Here is a 16,587-nt window from a genome sequence, read left to right on the forward strand (position 1 = left end):
CAGAACGCTGCTGTCCGAGCGCGTCCAGGTCTTTCGACGGTGACGTCTTCTCTCACGAGGGCATGACCTTGAGGCGCCTGGCGTCTCGTCCCCGCACCCTCGTCCTGCGGGCACTGCATCCTTCCACCTGCGCGTCGGCGATCGGCCGGGCGAGGCCGGCCGCTCGACGGCGGAAACCCCCTGCGGCTCTGTCTTTGGGGCGGTATGTCGCAAGGTTCAACTGCCTGGCGAGTCATCTGAGAGTCACTCGACTGATGTTGTCGTGACAGGATGAGTGCTAAGGGCCGCCGAAGTCACGACGCCCTTGCACGTACCGCGAGATGTGGTGCTATGGGGGGACAACGTGATCGACTGGGAACGCCCGGCCGGGTCAAAGCCCGCGTTGCCGGTACGAGGGCCGGCGCGGGAACGCAAGCGATGATCGGCCGGGACGAGGAGATGCGCATCCTCCGCGCGCTCCTGAGTAGCGCGGGGGACGGGCAGGGCACCGCGCTGCTCGCCTACGGTCCCGCGGGTGTCGGCAAGTCGACCCTGTTGCGGGCTCTCGATGACGAAGCCGCCCGCCGTGATTTCCGGGTGCTTCGCACCTCCGGGGTCGAGACCGAGCAGTGGTTTCCCTACGCCGCACTGCAACTGTTGCTCCAGGGTGCCTCTCGCGGCATCCGGGACCTGCCGGACGTGCACCGGCGGGCACTGAACGGCGTTTTCGGCGCCACGGAGGCTGATCCGCCCATCCACCGCGCCGGACTCGCCGTGCTGGAGGTGCTGGCCGACGCGGCCGACCGGCAGCCTCTCCTGCTGCTCGTCGACGACCTGCAGTGGGTCGACCCCTCCAGCCGGGACGTGCTCCGGTTCGTCGCTCGGCGTATGGGCGATCTGCCGATCCTGCTCCTCGCCGCCGCCCGTGTCGACTCCGCCGAGGAGCACAGCATGGGTGTCCGTCCCGACATGCGGCTGGATCCGCTCGGCCCCGATGCCGCCGCCGAGTTGCTGGACGCGCAGGCGCCAGACCTTCCGGCCCCCCTGCGCGCGCTCGTCCTGGACCGCGCGGTGGGAAACCCGCTTGCTCTCGTGGAGCTGCCCAAGGCCGTGCGGAGCAGTCCGGGGCAGACCGGTGATCTGCCCCTGACCCAGCGGTTGGAGGCCGCGTTCGCGTCACGCACCGACTCGGCGAGCAAGGAGTGCCGGGCACTGCTGCTGACGCTGGCCAGCGAGCCGACGGCCCCGCTGAACACCGTTCTGAACGTCTCCGGCGACCTGTGCGGCTCGCCGGTCTCCCTGCACGCGCTCCAGGAAGCGATCGACGCCGGACTACTGGTGTTGAACGGGCGTACTCCTGTATTCCGGCATCCCCTGATGCGTTCGGCGGTCTACACGCGGTCGCCACTAGCCGACCGTCTCAGGGCGCACAGCGCCCTCGCCGCAGCACTGGACGACGCGCCGGACCGGCAGCTCGTCCACCAGGCGGCCGGGGCCGTCGGGCCGGACGATGCGCTCGCCGACCGGCTGGAGCGTTCCGCCGACACCCTTCAGGCCCGGGGAAAGCTGGCGGCCGCGGTGCCGGCCCTGCGTCAAGCGGCCGAGCTTGTGCGCGATCCGCACCGACGGACCGGCATCATGATTCGAGCGGCGGAGCTGGCCGACGAGATCAACGACCGCATCACGACCCGCCTGCTCCTGGACCGTGCGGACATGGAAGCGCTGGGGCCGGTGGAGCGTGCCCGCCTCATGGTGGTCACCGACAGTGCCGCGTTCGAGCCGGGTGCTCCCGAACGACGCATCGAGGATATGGTCAAGGCCGCCGCAGGTGCCTTTGACGCCGGAGCCCAGGAGGTGGCCAAGGACCTGTTGTGGCGCGCGGCGGCGCGGTGCTTCTTCCAGGACGGCGACGCGCGGGTACGGGCTCGCGTCACGACCGAGCTCGACCGCTGGAACTCCGAGCCCAACGCCCCGCATGTGCTGACGGTTCGGGCCTACGCGCAGCCTTACCGGTACGGAGCGCAGGTGCTGGCGCGGCTCGATGCCCTGGAGCCGGACCACCAGGACGGCCGGAGCATGCACTTTCTCGGGAGCGGGGCCATGGGCCTGGGCGATGTCACCCGCGCCGTCGGATACCTGTCGCCCGCGGTGGCGGCCTGGCGTTCGCAGGGCCGGCTCGGACTGCTCGCGCGCTCCCTGGCCGCCAGTTATTCGAGGTCCTATCTCGGTCAGCTCAACCAGGCGCGCGAGGAATCGGCCGAAGGGCTCGCGCTGGCCGAGGAGACGGGCGAATGGATCATGTGGCTCAGTCTCAAGGCCAACGTCGGTCTGGTGGCAGCCCTGCGCGGTGAGACCGAGGAGTCCGCACGGACGATCCGGGAGATGCGCGCCCACCGCCTCTTCCCCAGCATGCCGTTCGCCGCCGCGAGGGCTCAGCAGGTTGACGGTCTGCTGGCGCTCTTCGACGGCCGCGTCACCGAGGCTTACGACACCCTGGCGGCCGCATTCGTACCGGGTGACCCGCACTACCACTCGGTCTGCCGCTGGTTGCTGGTCCCGGACCTGGCGGACGCCGCTGTTGCCGCCGACACCGTCGAACAGGCCCGGGGATTGCTCGCCGAGCTGCCGGAACTCGCCCGCGAGCTGCCCTCGGAGATGATGACGGTCGCGCGGTCCTACGTCGCCGCCGTACTCAGCCCGGACGAGACCGCCGAGGAGAACTACATCGCCACGCTCGGCGCGCTGCCCAGCGGTTGGACGCTCACGAGGGCCAGGCTGCAACTCCATCACGGACGCTGGTTGCGCCGTCGGCGGCGCAGTGTGGAGGCCCGCAAGCCTCTGCGCCTGGCCCGGGACGAGTTCGAGCGGATCGGCGCCCGGCCCTGGCTGGAGATGGCGGGCGAGCAGCTGCGTGCCGCAGGCGAAACCGGCGGGCCCCGGCCCGCCGGCAGCGGTAGCCTCCTGTCGGCACAGGAAATGCAGATCGCGGTGATGGCCGCACAAGGACTGAGCAACCGGGAGATCGGACAGCGCTTGTTCATCTCGCACCGCACCGTCGGGGCTCACCTGTACCGCATCTACCCGCGCCTCGGGATCACCAGCCGTCGTGCGCTGACGTCAGCGCTGGCGACACTGCGAGCAGGAACCGCACCCGGCGCAGCCGGCTCCCCCGGGTCAAGCGGCGATGCCGTCGCCGAAGCAGTCGACTGACCTAATCTCCTCCGCTCAGGACGTCACCGGTCGGCGCATGTTCCGGGGATCGGCGCGTCGAGGCGGTCGGCGCCCCCGGTGGGCCGCTCGTCCCGCGCCGTCGCTCGACTGATGCGCACGGGGCCCTTCTCGGACGACAGTGGGTCCGGGCCGGAAGCACGGCCCTGACATTGTCCCCGAGTGGCTCGCGGCCTCGGCGCCCGACAGCCTCGTGCCGACCGGGTACCGGAAGGTGCGGGACGGCGGCGGCCGGCAGTCCCGTCCGGCGGGTCACCCGGGCCTACGATGGAGGTACACGCGTGTCCACCGGGTCCCAGCAGACTAGGCCGCCCCGCTCTCTTCGCCGGTCGAACCGCAGGCGGGACGTAATGGGTGAGTACCGGCCGAACGACCGGCCTGGGGCCGCGGAGGCGGTCCTGGGCCGCCGCCGTGAATGCGCTGCGCTGGACGGGCTGATCGGGGCCGTGCGCGGCGGTGACAGCCGTGCGCTGGTGCTCCGGGGCGAGCCGGGAGTGGGGAAGAGCAGGCTGCTCGAGTACCTGGTGTCCAGGGCACGGGGGTTCCACGTCGTCCGCGCCACAAGCGTGCAGTCGGAGATGGAGCTTCCCTACGCGGGGCTCCACCAGCTGTGTGCCTCCCTGGCCGACCGACTTGACCGGCTTCCGGCGGTCCAGCGCGATGCGCTGGGCGGTGCCCTGGGCCTGGGGTCGCAACGGGCTCCCGACGGCTTCCTCGTCGCCCTCGGTGTCCTCGGACTGCTGTCGGAGGTGGCCCAGGACCGCCCGTTGCTGTGCGTGGTGGACGATGCTCAATGGCTGGACCGCGCGTCCATGCAGGCGCTGGCGTTCACGGCTCGACGCCTCCACGCGGAGTCGGTGGCGATCGTCTTCGCGGCCCGGCTGCCGGACGGCGAGCGCGCGGGCGTCGCCGAACCTGCCGGCCTTCCGGAGCTGCTGGTCGAGGGACTGTCCGAGCGGGACGCGAACACGTTGTTGCGGTCCTTGTTGTCGGGCCCGTGGGACGAGCACGTGCTCAGACGCATCCTCGCCGAGTCGCGGGGCAATCCGCTGGCGCTGCTGGAACTGTCCCGGTCGTCGACGTCGTCCGCGCTGGCCGGCGGCTTCGGCCTGCCGAGCGTCCAGCCCGTCAGAGCTCGCATCCAGCACGCCTACGAGACCAGGATCGCGGGCCTGCCGGCGGAGTCCCGGTCGTTTCTCCTCGCCGCGGCGGTGGACCCCACGGGCGAACCGGCTCTGCTGTGGCGCGCCGCGAGGAGGCTGAGGATCGACCCCGAGGCCGCCATGGACGCCGTGGGAGTCGGGCTTCTCACGATCGGGGACCGGGTGCGCTTTTTCCACCCCATGGTGCGCTCGGCCGTCTACTGGGCGGCCTCGCCCGCCGAGCGACGCAGCATGCATCGCCTTCTGGCCGATGTGACGGACCCCGCGGCCGACCCCGACCGCCGCGCCTGGCACGCGGCACACGGCGCATCCAGGCCCGACGAGTCCATCGCGGCGGAACTCGAACGCTCGGCCGGGCGGGCCGAGACGCGTGGCGGGTCCGCGGCTGCTGCCGCATTCCTGGCTCGTGCGGTGGAACTGACGCCGGACTCCGCCCTCCAAGGGGCCCGGGCACTGTCGGCCGCGCGTGCGACCCACGAGGCGGGTGACCCTGCCCGGGCACTGACACTGTTGTCACTGGCGGAGACGGGCTTCGTCGACGAACGGCGGCGTGGCGAGGCCGATCTGCTGCGGGCCAGGATCGCGTTCACCACGAACCGGGGCAGTGAGGCTCCAGGACTTCTGCTCAAGGCTGCCGGTCAGCTTGCCGATCACGACGTCGCGCTGGCCCGGGAGACGTACCTGGAGGTGGTGAACGCCGCCATTTTCGCCGGTCCCCGGGCGGGCGACAACGGCCAGTACGAAGCGGCCAGGGCATCCCGCGAGATCCCCGCACCGCGGCCGCCTCGCCCGACGGACCTCCTGCTCGACGGCCTGGCGGTACGCGTCCTCGACGGCCATACGGCGGCCGTGCCCCACCTGCGTCGGGCCCTGGGTGCCTTCACGGAGCCGGATCTGTCCCCGGCGGAGGGACTGCGCTGGTTGTGGCTGATCTGCGTGACCGCCGTGGGAGTGTGGGATCACGCCACCATGTCCGTGCTGGCCGCTCGTCATCTCGAACTGGCGCGAGAGGCCGGACAGGCCACGGCGCTGCCCTTCGCGTTGACCATGCGCTGTGTGGTGCACGTCCTCGACGGTGAACTCTCCGAGGGCGCGGCGTTGGCGGCGGAGGCGCAGACGGTGGCGGAGGCGGTGGGAACGGCCGCGCCCATCTACGGCGCGCTTTTCGTCGCGGCCTGGAAGGGCCAGGAGAGCGAGTGCCTCGAACTGAGCAGACGAGCCGACGACGGAGTAGAGCGTCGTGGTGAAGGAGTGGGTCCGGTAGTCAGCAGGTGGGCGCGCGCCCTGCTCTACAACGGTCTGGGCCGGTACGAGGAGGCGGCGGACGCGGCCGACCTGGCGAACCGGGAGTACGACCAGTTGGAAATGGGCATTCCGGTGTGGTCCCTCGTTGAGTACGTCGAGGCGACAGCCCGGGCCGGCGCACCGGGACGCGCCGCTGACGCGTTGGCCCGGCTGACCGAGCTGACCCGGGCGAGCGGCACGGACTGGGCCGTGGGCATCGAAGCCCGCTCGCACGCTCTCTTGGCCGGGGGAGGGGAGGCGGAGAGCCACTACCTGCGGGCGATCGACGCCCTCGGCCGCACCCGGCTCCGCGGAGAGTCGGCCCGAGCCCACCTCGTGTACGGCGAATGGCTGCGCACAAGAGGACGCTCGGACGCGGCCGGGCGGGAACTGCGCCGTGCCCACGAGCTGTTCACCACTATGGGTATGGAGGCCTTCGCCCGACGCGCGGCCGGCGAACTGGCCGCTGCCGGTGAGACCGTCCGTACGATCGCCGGGAGCGCCGAGACCGACCTGACGCCCAAGGAGGTGCAGATCGTCAGGCTGGTGCGGGAAGGTCTGACCAATCCCGAGATCGGCGCACGATTGGTGGTCAGCCCGCGCACCGTGGAATGGCACCTGCGCAAGATCTTCGGGAAGCTTGGCGTCACCTCGCGCCGACAACTGTGACGCCGAACGAACCGTGAACCCGGCACACTTCACCACCGCGGTAGCGGTGCGCCCCGCGTGGGAAACGGCCCGACGCCGCCTCAGGTGGTGACCACTGTCCCTTCCCGCAGCGCATCGCTGATCTGCTTGCGCGACGCGATGTCGAGCTTCGCGAACACCTTGCGCAGGTGCCATTCCACGGTGTGCGGGCTGATGAAGAGCTGGGCTCCGATCTCGGGATTGGTCATGCCTGCCCCCGCCAAGCGCGCGATCTGTGCTTCCTGGGCAGTGAGCGACGTACGGGACTCAAGAGTTCGTTTGCCCACCGTCGCGCCGGTGGCGCGCATCTCGTGCCAGGCGCGCTCCGCGAAACCGTTCACTCCGATCGCGCTGAGAAGCCGGTACGCCCTCCCCAGGTGCTCGCGCGCGTCGACGCGGCGATTCTCCCGGCGCAGCCACTCCCCGTAGAGCAGGAGCGAGCGCGCGTAAGTGATCTTGACGTCGGTACGGCCGAGTCGCTCGACGGCCTCCTGGTACAGGGTCTCGGTCTCTTCCCCGCTCACCTGCGCGCGCACCATGGCCGCGGTTCCCAGAGCCCAGTCGGTGCCACTGGCGCGTGCGAAGGTGTCGAGCTGCCGGGCTGCCTCGGCGGCCCGAGCCGGTCTTCCGCTGCGCACGGCCGCCTCGACCAGTTCGACCATCGACCGGATGGCCAGGCCGAGTTCCTCCAGGTTCTCGGCGCCCTGTTCCGCTGCGGCGTATGCCTCCTCGTAGCGGCCGAGCCCGTTGTAGAGCACCGCCTTCGCCCACTGGCTGGCACTGAGCACCTTGCCCTGCCGACCCTGGTGCAGATCCGCGTCTCGGGTCATCGCGTTGATGGCGTGGAGCGTCGCCGTCTCCTGGCCCCTCCACGGTTCCGTCACCAGCGACACGTAGTGCGCGAGGTAGCGGCTGTTCGTCGCCTCACCGAGGGTCTGCGCCTCCGCGATGAGCGTGTCCGCGTGGTCCAGTTCACCCGCCAGCACACGGTTCGACACCAACTGAAGGAGGGCGGACGGCAACACGGACAGGGCCCCGCTCTCGCGGGCGAGATCGACCAATCGCGTCGACAGAACCGTGTTGCTGTGGAAATCCCAGACGTTGAAGGCCATGCGAGCGGCGAGCGGGAACCAGCCGAGGCTCTCGTTCGCGGAGATCTCCTCCGTGCAGAAGGCGTCCAAGGCACGCAGCACCATGGGCGCGCCCGCCGCATAGCCGTCCAGCGTCATGGTGGACAGGCCCCGCAGGAGCAGGTTGTTCCGGTCCAGTGGCGGATCCGAGGGTGCGGCGAGAGCCGTCGCGGCGATGTCCCGGAGTCGGACCCCGTGCGGCAGCCGGTCGACGATGAGCGCGGCGTCGAGTGCGTCGCGGTACGTCTCCTGGGCCAGCCGTGCGTCCAGTGGCTCCAGGCGTCTTGCCGCCTTGAGGAGGAGAGGCAGGGCGCTGCCGGCGTTCCTGGAGGCGAAGGTGATCCGACCGCGGAGCAGGTCTGCCTCGGCGAGCTGCCGGTCGTCCAGGGGACTGATGGTCGCTGCGTCCAGCAGTTCGCGTGCGGTGCCATAGGCGCCGGCCTGGTACTTGGCCCGAGCCGCCGCCAGTGTCCTGGTGCCGCGAGCAGCGGGGTCGGGGGTCAGCTCCGCGGCCCGTTGCAGGAACGCGGCCGCCGCGGCGACTCCGCCGCGCGCTTGTGCCCGGTCGGCAGAGCGCACCAGCTCCGCCGCCACCGACTCGTCGGAACCGGCCGTCGCGTTGGCCAGGTGCCAGGCTCGGCGGTCGGGGTCCGTGTGCGCGTCCGTCACCTCGGCCAGTGCCTGGTGGACCTGTTGGCGAGCCTCGGCCGACGCGACTCGGTAGGCGGCCGAGCGCACCACGGGATGCCGGAACCGCACCCGGGTACCGATGGTGATCAATCCGGCGGCCTCGGCCGCCGAGGAAGCCGACGTCTCGATCTCGAGCAGTGCAGCGGCCCTCGTCAGGAGAGTCACGTCGCCCACGGGCTCCGCCGCGGCGATGAGGAGCAGTTCGCGTGTCTGGGCAGGAAGCGCTCGGACGCGTGCGATGAAGCTCTGTTCGATCTGGCTTGCCAGCGGCCGGGCGTCGGGGCGTCCGAACCCGCCTGCCAGCTCCGCCGACGTCAGACCCCGGGACAGTTCGAGCAGGGCGAGAGGATTTCCCTGAGTCTCGGCCACGATGCGGGTGCGGACCCGCTCGTCCAGGGGGCCCGGGATCACGGAGTCCAACAGTGCGCGGGCGTCGCCGTCGCTCAACGGCTCGACCCTGAGCTGCGGCAGTCCCGCCAGTTCGGCCTCGACGGACGGCTCACGGACGGCGAGGACGAGGCCGACGCGCTCGGCAAGGAGACGTCGCGCGACGAAGGCGATCGTTTGCAGGGAGACCCTGTCCAGCCACTGGGCGTCATCGATGAAGCAGATGAGGGGTTCCTTCGTGGCCACATCGGCGAGGAGGCTGAGCGCCGCGAGACCGACGAGGAAACGGTCCGGTGGAGTCCCCGAGCTCAGGCCGAACGCCGTGCTGAGTGCCTCGCGTTGAGGGTCAGGCAGGCGCCCGAGATGGTCCAGGAAAGGAGCACACAACTGGTGCAGACCCCCGTAGGCCAGCTCCATCTCCGACTCGATGCCCACGGCCCTGGCGGTCCGGCATCCTTCCGCGCTCGCGCGTCCGAAGTCGAGCAACGCTGTCTTTCCGATGCCCACCTCGCCGCGCAGGACCAGAACGGAGCTGTGGCCGGCCTGCACCGTCGCGATGAGCTGGTCCAGTCTGGAGCACTCGGCCTGCCGCCCCTTCAGGCGTATCTGGGGACTCTCGCTCAGCATGCTCTCCGTCCCCGCCGACAGTTCCTCCATGACAGTCGACCACCGAGTGACACTGTTCGTCGGCGCCGCGCTGCAGAGCTCGGCACATATTACCTTCCTGCCTTCGGCGCAGAACTCGAGAAGGGCCGTCGTCGCGGTCGGGCGAAGTGGAACGAGTGGGGAGCTCATCGGCTGCCCGGTCACAGTCGGACGGACGCGGGTCTGACCCTGCGTGCCCCCTGTGGAACGGGACCGCCACGGCGAACGGGGCGCCTGACTGTGACGCTGTCGGACGGGCCGGCGCCATGCGGAGAGAACAGGGTCTCCAGCGACGTGAGGTCTCCCTTCCGGGCAGCCCGCACGAAGGCCTTGAGCAGTCGGCGGTGCTCATCCGCGTCCGCGGTCGTCCGCTGGTCGGAAAGGAGGTGCCTGCGGGCTCGGCTTACGATCTTGCGTACGTTGACCGAGTTGAGGCGCAACATCTCGGCGATGTCGGCGTAGGTGTAGTCGAAAGCCTCTCGCAGGATGTAAGCGGCGCGCTCCTGCGGTGTCAGCTTCTCCAGTACGAGGAGGAGGGCGAGTTCGACGGCCTCGGACCGCTGTGCACCGGCCTCGGGATCGTTGCTCGTGTCCACGGGTTCGGGCAGCCAGGGACCGATGTACGTCTCGCGCCGGACCCGGGCGGACTGGGCCACGTTGATGGCCAGGCGGACGGTGGCACTCGACAGGAAGGCCGCCGGGCTGCGAACTACCGAACGGTCGGTCCCCTGCCAGCGCAGCCACACCTCCTGAACGACGTCCTCCGCCTCCACCGTGCTGCCGAGAACGCGGTAGGCGATGCCGAAGAGTCGCGGCCGGAGCTGCTCGAAGATGGAAAGCGCCTCGTCCAAGGCGTCCTCGCTGGGGGAGGGGTCGGGATACATGAGCCTGCTGACTCCGTTCGTGCGGTTGGGTGCCTGCGGGACGCGCTGTCGCATGGGGACATCCGGCGTGGTCGAGAACTCGGCCGCGTGCGCTTGCGGCGCTCTCCGGTGGTGTCGTCCCACAGTCGCCTGGCGGGCCGTTCCGTGGCGCCCCGGGGAGTGCCTGGTCGACACCCTGGCGCCCCGGGTATGCACCCCAGTGGTTCACCATTCCGTGCCTGGCGGACTACGGACTGTGCGCAGTCCCGGGCGGCATCCCAGTACGGCTGCTTGGCTGGGCTTCGGACGGTGGTGCAAGATAGGGCGATTCCGAGTCGAACGGGATGTGACCCTCTGAGCTGCGCGGTGGTGGTGGATGTCGAGCAGTGCACCTCGGCGCGGCATGCTTGGCCGAAACCATGAGCGGGGTGTGCTGGACGAGGCCCTCGCCGATGCCCGAACGGGTCGGAGCCGGGTCGTGGTCCTGCGCGGCGAACCGGGGGTCGGAAAGTCGACCCTCCTGGACTACCTGGCAGAGAACGCTTCAGGTTTTCGCGTACTCCGAGCGGTCGGCGTCGAATCCGAGATGGAACTCGCCTTCGCGGGGCTGCACCAGCTGTGCATGCCGTTGATGAGCCACATCGATCGACTTCCCGGCCCTCAGCGGGAGGCCCTCGCGGTCGCGTTCGGACTCCAGGGCGGGGATGCCGCGGACCGGTTCATGGTGGGGTTGGCCGTCCTCAGCATGCTGGCCGAGGCGGCGGAGGAGCGGCCGCTGCTCTGTGTGCTGGACGACGCTCAGTGGCTGGACCGGATTTCCGCGCAGGTCCTGGCCTTCGTCGCCCGCAGATTGCTGGCGGAACGCGTGGCGCTGGCCGTCTCTGTGCGTACCCCGCCCGTCGATCCGCACATTGATCCTTGGACGGCGCTGCCGGAACTCGAGGTCCGTGGGCTGCGCGACGACGAAGCGCGTCTGCTGCTCGACTCGGTGGTGCCCGGCCGGCTGGACGAGCGTGTTCGGGAGCGCATCATCGCCGAGACGCGTGGAAATCCCCTGGCGCTGCTGGAACTGACACGGGGGCTGAGCACCGCGGAGCTGGCCGGTGGGTTCGGACGTCCGGACGCCCGACCGCTGGCGAGTCAGATCGAGCAGAGCTTCGTGCGACGCATCGGGGGTCTGTCGGACGCGGCTCAGCGGCTGCTGCTGGCGGCAGCCGCCGAGCCGGTGGGGGACGTGCCCCTGCTGCGGCGTGCCGCCGAGCGGCTTGACATCGGGGCGGACGCCGAGGGAGCGGCGGAGGAGTCGGGGCTCATCGAATTCGGTACGCGGGTGCGTTTTCGGCACCCGTTGGTTCGTTCGGCGGCCTACCGCTTGGCTCTCCCCGGAGAACGCAGGACCGTGCATCGCGCCCTGGCCGAGGCGACGGCTTCGGAGTTCGACGCGGATCGCCGAGCCTGGCACCGTGCCCACGCGGCGGTCGAACCGGACGAGACGATCGCCGACGACTTGGAACGCTCCGCCGGCCGTGCGCACGCTCGTGGCGGTATCGCGGCGGCCGCCGCCTTTCTGAGGCGCGCGGCCGAGTTGACGCCGGATCCGGGCAGGCGGGGAGCGAGGGCGTTGGCCGCGGCGCGAGCCTCGTTCGAAGCCGGTGCTCCCGAGGTCGCGCTCGAACTCCTCGCCGCAGCGGAGGCCCATCCGCTGGACGGGAGCCGGCAGACAGCACTCGCCGCGCTACGGGCTCAGATCGCTTTCGCCCGCAGACGCGGAGGTGAGGCCCTGCCGATGCTGCTCGAAGCGGCGGGTCGGCTGGAAGAGATCGACGTGGGACAGGCGCGAGAGACGTACCTGGAAGCGGTCGGAGCGGCCGTGTTCGCCGGCCGGCTCGGCGGCCGCCCGGGAGTGCGCGAGGTGGCTGCGGCAGCACTCGCCGCGCCTGGCGGACCGCAACCGTCGCGGCTGGCGGACGGCTTGTTGGACGGCCTGGCGACGTGGTTCGCTGTCGGCCGGGATGAGGGCGCGTCACTCCTCAAACCCTTGTTGCTCGCTCTCCGCGACAGAGCCGCGGACGAGGACGACGTCATGCGCTGGCTCTGGATAGCCTGGCTGGTCGCCGGCGACATGTGGGACGACGAGACGTGGCTTTCGCTCACCGATCACGCCGTACGCGCGGCTCGAACCGTCGGTGCGCTCAACGTCCTTCCCCTGGCACTCTCCTATCGTGCGGCCGTCCACGTGCACGCGGGGGAGTTCGACCATGCCTTGGCGTTGATCAACGAGTCCGGCAACCTCATCGAGGTGACCGGCAACTCGCCCCTCGGGTACGCCCCGCTGCTCCTGCTGGCGTGGCGCGGTGAAGATCCTCAGGCGGCGGAAATCATCGAGGCCGGCGCCCGGGAGGCAGCCACGTGGGGTGAGGGCCGGGCGATCGGCCTGGCCCACTACCTGCTCGCCGTGCTGCACAACGGCCTCGGTCGGCACGACGAGGCCGTGGACAGTGCCGAACGGGGAGCGGAGTACGAGGACTTGGCGGTCGTCGGATTCTCCCTCATGGAGCTCGTCGAGGCCGGCGCCCTTGGCGGGAGGCAGGAAGTCGCGGCGGCAGCGCTGCGCCGGCTGGAGGAGCACGCCGGTGCCGGCGGAACGCAGTGGGCTCTGGGCGTCCTGGCCCGGTCGCGAGCTCTGCTCAGCGACGGCCAGACCGCCGACCTGCTGTACCAGGAAGCCATCGAGCGGCTGCGGCACAGCCGAGTCACCGTCCATCTCGCGCGCACCCATCTGGTGTATGGCGAATGGTTGCGCCGCGCGAATCGGCGCGGCGAGGCGCGTGAACACCTGCGCCTCGCCTTCGACATGCTGCACGGTTTCGGAGCGAGTGCCTTCGCGGAACGCGCGCGTCGGGGGCTCAGTACACTCGGCGAGTCCGTGCGTCAGAGTGCGACCGACGCGTACGAGGCCCTTACCCCGCAGGAAGCCCACATCGCCCGGCTGGCCGCGACGGGGAAGACGAACGTGGAGATCGGCGCCGAACTGTTCATCAGCCCACGCACCGTCGAATGGCATTTGCGCAAGGTGTTCACCAAGCTGGACGTGGATTCACGTACCCGGCTCGGCGCAGTGCTGGGGCGCTTGTGACGACAGCGTCTCGCCACGCCCCTCTCATTCACGTGCTACGCCCCCGCCGAGGACCCCGGCAAGGAAACGGTCCACGTCGCATCTGGCCATCTCCGAGCCTGCCGGAACGCTGCGGTACGTGTCGTCGAGCCACTCCTCCAGCGGCCGCGCGGACATCTCGAAGAGAACCGTGGCCTTCTCCGACGTGAGCTGCATCCAGACCGTCGTCTGTTCGCCGATGTACGTCGGCCAGACCTGGACGTCGCCCGCGCCGCTCACGGAGCGGAGACCCTGGTGCAGAACGTCCCGCCCCACGTACCAGGTGATCCGAGGGCCGTGCGGCACGAGAAAGGTGCAACTGACGAGCAGAGGAGATGCGGGATCGTACCGGAATTCGGCTCGAACGTCCTCCCACGCCAGGCCGTCCAGCATGCGGTGCAGAGTGAGGAAGAGGCTCTGCGAACCCGTACACGGTGATTGCACGTTTCCGTGGTCGCTGTTCATGGCGCAACTCCTTCTGTCTGGTTTTGAATCGCCTGGTCCATGGAGCTCCGGATCGATCAGTCGGCCTCGTCGGTGCCTGGTGGATCGGTTCAGGCGCCTGGGAGGCTGTCGGTGCCGGTGAAGCGGGTACCGCCTGCGCGCGAGGCGGTAGGCGATCGTGAACTACCACGTCAGTCTTGAGCGCGAGCTGTTGGAGAGGTCCGTGGCCGATTCGTTGCGGTACAACAGAGACAGGCCAACCCGGCCGGATGTGACGCTTCACTCCGACGAAGGCAACATGAGCGCCGCCTTCGCGCAGCGCCGTTGCCCGAGCCCGTTGTGACCCGACAGGAGCGCGAGCGGCCGATCCCTACCGAGTCGCACCGTCGTCTCGTCACCGCGTTCCGGACCGCCGCCGACACCGGCGACCTCGACGGTGCGGGGACCCATGTTCGACAGGCGCCGAACGTTCGGTAGCATGGCCGTATGCCGGATCACCACGCGTCGCCCGCGGACAGCGAGATCTCCCTGCCTCGCGTGCTCGGGGTGCTCAGCGATCCGACGCGGCTGGGCATCGTCCGGATCCTGTCCGACGGCACGGAGAAGGGGTGGGGGCAGTTCAGCGCTCCCGTCGCCAAGTCCACGCTCAGCCATCACCTCAAGATGCTGCGTGAGGCAGGTGTGACCCAGACCCGCCAGGAGGGCACGCGCTGCTTCGTGAAGCTGCGGGGCGACGCCCTGGAGGCTCGCTTTCCCGGCTTCCTGCCGGCGCTGCTGTCCGCCGCCGTCGCCGACCGCATCGGGGACCACGTCACCGAGCGGGACGAGCAGGCCTGACCCCGTAAGCACCGCGTGCCGCACGGGTACTGCCCGGTGGCAGAGAGGGCTGACGCCGGAGGCGGCCGAGGGCATGTACGCCTATGAGCGCGACCGCATTCCGACCCACCGTTTCGTGCTCGTGGCCCAGCACCGGACTCCCCTCCAGTGCTCAGCGAGGAGCGGTATCGGCCGGGGGCCGTGCTTCCAGGAGCGCGAGGAGCCCGGGGAATCTCTGCTCGATGTCCGCGCGTCGTAGCCGGACGCCCTTGCGGTTGCCGTAGTCGATCTCGTCGATGAGACCTGCCTCGCGCAGGACCCGGAAGTGGTGGGTCTGGGTCTGCTTCGAGATCGGAAGATCGAACGAGTTGCAGCCCCGCTCGCTGTCGCTGCGGTCGGCGGCCAACGCCGTCATCACCGAACGCCGGTGCTCGTCGGCGAGGGCACGAAACACCGTACCCAGATCGAGCGCATCGGCCTCCGGTCCGACCAGGTTCCTTCCGGCCACGCGGCACCTCCTTCAGGTACGGCTTGCATCATACCTGAAGGGCATGCTTCCCTGAGGTACGAAATTACTCGTACCTCAGCCCGGTCGCACCGCCCCGTGCCGCCGCGCCCTGAGACCAGGTCCCCGGCACTCGCCGGGGACCTGGTCATCGACACTCCGAGAGGTCATCGTCATGAAGAAGCCCGAGGTGCTGATAGTCGGTGCCGGAATCGCAGGGCCCGCACTCGCGTACTGGCTCTCCCGGAACGGATACCGGCCGACGGTCGTCGAACACGCCCGGCAGCTGCGCTCCGGTGGCAGCGCGATCGTCGTGAAGGGGCCCGCGATCCCGGTCGCCGAGCGCATGGGCATCCTCCCGCAGCTCCGCGAGCTCGCCACCCGCAATCGGTCGCTGACCCTGCTCGACCCCGACGGCAGGCGCATCCTGCGACTCCCGCTCACCTCGGACAAGGCGCCGACGGTCGAGGTGACCCGAGCCGACCTGTCCGAGGTGCTCCACGGGTCGGCGCAGACCGAGGCCGAGTTCTTGTTCGACGACACGGTCACCGCTCTCGACCAGGATGAACGCGGGGTGGACGTCACCTTCCGGCGGTCCGCGCCACGGCGCTTCGACTTGGTAGTCGGTGCCGACGGGATGCACTCCACCGTACGGCGCCTGGTGTTCGGTCCCGAGCGGCAGTTCGCGAGCGACCTGGGCCTGTACGGCGCGACCGTGCCGCTGGCACCCGACGCCATCGAGGACCCGACCGAGCTGACGATGCTGACCGTGCCGAACCGGATGCTGGTCCTCCACCCCTCGCGGACCACTCCGCTCGCGATCTTCACCTTCCGGGCCGCGCAGGCGGCGCCCCACGACCGCAAGAACATCGCCCTTCACAAGCAGACCGTGGCCGACGCCTACGCCGATGTGCGGTGGCGGGCACCGGAACTCGTAGCAGCCTTCCTCGACCACCCGGCTCCGTACTTCGACCCCCTGACCACCGTCCAGGTGCCCTCGTGGTCCCGTGGACGGGTCGTACTGCTCGGGGACGCGGCGGCGGCGACGGCCCTGCTGGGCGATGGGTCCAGCATGGCGATGGCGGGCGCGTACGCCCTCGCAGAAGAGCTCGCCGCCCACCCCGGTGATCACGCTCGCGCCTTCGCCGCCTACGAGTCGCGGCTCCGCCGCGAGGTAGGCCCGCGGCAGCGACGCGTCGGGCTGCTCTCCAGGCTCATGGTGCCCCGCACCCGGCCGGGCCTCGCGGTGCGCAACGCGATGGGCCGCGCGGTCGGTCGCAGGAACCGGAGCACCTCTCGCGCAGCCGCGAACCGGTAGGCCGGGGTCCGCGCCGACCGCTCACCGGTCGGCGCGCAGAACCGCGGTAGCTCTCAGCCGGGTCGGCGCCGCCATGTCCGACGAGCCCGGCTCGGAGTGGCAGGTCATCGCCGATGCGGCAGGTCGACTGCTGCCGGCCGGCAGACCAGCACCCACGCCAGGATCCGCTGCCGCGGCGGGCAAGCCGTGTAAAGGAGCGCCGTCCAGGGCGCGTGGTGCAGGGTGATGTGCCGGCGAAAGCCTGCGTACGTGGGGGCGCGCGGCCGGCGCCCCCACGTACGGTGCGGGTGTGGC

The 16,587-nt window shown here is 70.3% G+C and carries 8 protein-coding genes and 1 pseudogene; 5 read left to right on the top strand and 4 right to left on the bottom strand.

Annotated features, from left to right (window positions below; genetic code table 11):
• Positions 1-417: 417 nt before the first annotated feature.
• Both B9W62_RS34790 and B9W62_RS34795 read left to right on the top strand, forming a co-directional pair.
• The gene (locus B9W62_RS34790) at positions 418-3,189 is read left to right on the top strand and encodes an AAA family ATPase (RefSeq protein WP_087810888.1); all 2,772 of its coding nucleotides are present in this window, start codon (positions 418-420) and stop codon (positions 3,187-3,189) included.
• Positions 3,190-3,557: 368 nt separating this feature from the next.
• On the top strand, positions 3,558-6,323 hold the full coding sequence (locus B9W62_RS34795; RefSeq protein WP_087810889.1) for an ATP-binding protein: 2,766 nt from the start codon (positions 3,558-3,560) through the stop codon (positions 6,321-6,323).
• Between the two features lie 80 nt (positions 6,324-6,403).
• On the opposite strand, the gene B9W62_RS34800 is transcribed toward B9W62_RS34795, so the two are convergent.
• Positions 6,404-9,175 (bottom strand): helix-turn-helix transcriptional regulator, encoded by a 2,772-nt coding sequence (locus tag B9W62_RS34800; RefSeq protein WP_087812230.1) that lies wholly within the window; start codon positions 9,173-9,175, stop codon positions 6,404-6,406.
• Between the two features lie 239 nt (positions 9,176-9,414).
• Positions 9,415-10,077: pseudogene (locus tag B9W62_RS34805) on the bottom strand (sigma-70 family RNA polymerase sigma factor); the annotation flags it as partial.
• Positions 10,078-10,459: 382 nt separating this feature from the next.
• On the opposite strand from B9W62_RS34805, the gene B9W62_RS34810 reads away from it, so the two are divergent.
• On the top strand, positions 10,460-13,192 hold the full coding sequence (locus tag B9W62_RS34810) for a helix-turn-helix transcriptional regulator (protein ID WP_306426476.1): 2,733 nt from the start codon (positions 10,460-10,462) through the stop codon (positions 13,190-13,192).
• Between the two features lie 24 nt (positions 13,193-13,216).
• Here the strand turns inward: B9W62_RS34810 and B9W62_RS34815 are convergent, their stop codons facing one another.
• A complete protein-coding gene (locus tag B9W62_RS34815) occupies positions 13,217-13,675 on the bottom strand; it encodes an SsgA family sporulation/cell division regulator (RefSeq protein ID WP_256976684.1) in 459 nt (152 codons plus the stop codon).
• 465 nt (positions 13,676-14,140) lie between these two features.
• On the opposite strand from B9W62_RS34815, the gene B9W62_RS34820 reads away from it, so the two are divergent.
• On the top strand, positions 14,141-14,491 hold the full coding sequence (locus tag B9W62_RS34820) for an ArsR/SmtB family transcription factor (protein WP_087810892.1): 351 nt from the start codon (positions 14,141-14,143) through the stop codon (positions 14,489-14,491).
• Between the two features lie 151 nt (positions 14,492-14,642).
• On the opposite strand, the gene B9W62_RS34825 is transcribed toward B9W62_RS34820, so the two are convergent.
• A complete protein-coding gene (locus B9W62_RS34825; RefSeq protein WP_087810893.1) occupies positions 14,643-14,978 on the bottom strand; it encodes an ArsR/SmtB family transcription factor in 336 nt (111 codons plus the stop codon).
• A 172-nt stretch (positions 14,979-15,150) separates the two neighbouring features.
• Between B9W62_RS34825 and B9W62_RS34830 the strand changes: the two genes are divergently transcribed.
• Positions 15,151-16,293 (top strand): FAD-dependent monooxygenase, encoded by a 1,143-nt coding sequence (locus B9W62_RS34830; RefSeq protein WP_087810894.1) that lies wholly within the window; start codon positions 15,151-15,153, stop codon positions 16,291-16,293.
• Positions 16,294-16,587 lie beyond the last annotated feature (294 nt).

Origin of the sequence: Streptomyces sp. CS113, assembly GCF_002188365.1 — a bacterium.
Classification (GTDB): domain Bacteria; phylum Actinomycetota; class Actinomycetes; order Streptomycetales; family Streptomycetaceae; genus Streptomyces; species Streptomyces tendae.

What these genes read in the sequence shown, in the direction of transcription:
- B9W62_RS34800 (WP_087812230.1), bottom strand. Translation starts at nt 9,175, where the DNA reads ATGCTGAGCGAGAGTCCCCAGATACGCCTGAAGGGGCGGCAGGCCGAG.
- B9W62_RS34795 (WP_087810889.1), top strand. Translation starts at nt 3,558, where the DNA reads ATGGGTGAGTACCGGCCGAACGACCGGCCTGGGGCCGCGGAGGCGGTC.
- B9W62_RS34815 (WP_256976684.1), bottom strand. Translation starts at nt 13,675, where the DNA reads ATGAACAGCGACCACGGAAACGTGCAATCACCGTGTACGGGTTCGCAG.
- B9W62_RS34790 (WP_087810888.1), top strand. Translation starts at nt 418, where the DNA reads ATGATCGGCCGGGACGAGGAGATGCGCATCCTCCGCGCGCTCCTGAGT.
- B9W62_RS34820 (WP_087810892.1), top strand. Translation starts at nt 14,141, where the DNA reads ATGCCGGATCACCACGCGTCGCCCGCGGACAGCGAGATCTCCCTGCCT.
- B9W62_RS34810 (WP_306426476.1), top strand. Translation starts at nt 10,460, where the DNA reads ATGCTTGGCCGAAACCATGAGCGGGGTGTGCTGGACGAGGCCCTCGCC.
- B9W62_RS34830 (WP_087810894.1), top strand. Translation starts at nt 15,151, where the DNA reads ATGAAGAAGCCCGAGGTGCTGATAGTCGGTGCCGGAATCGCAGGGCCC.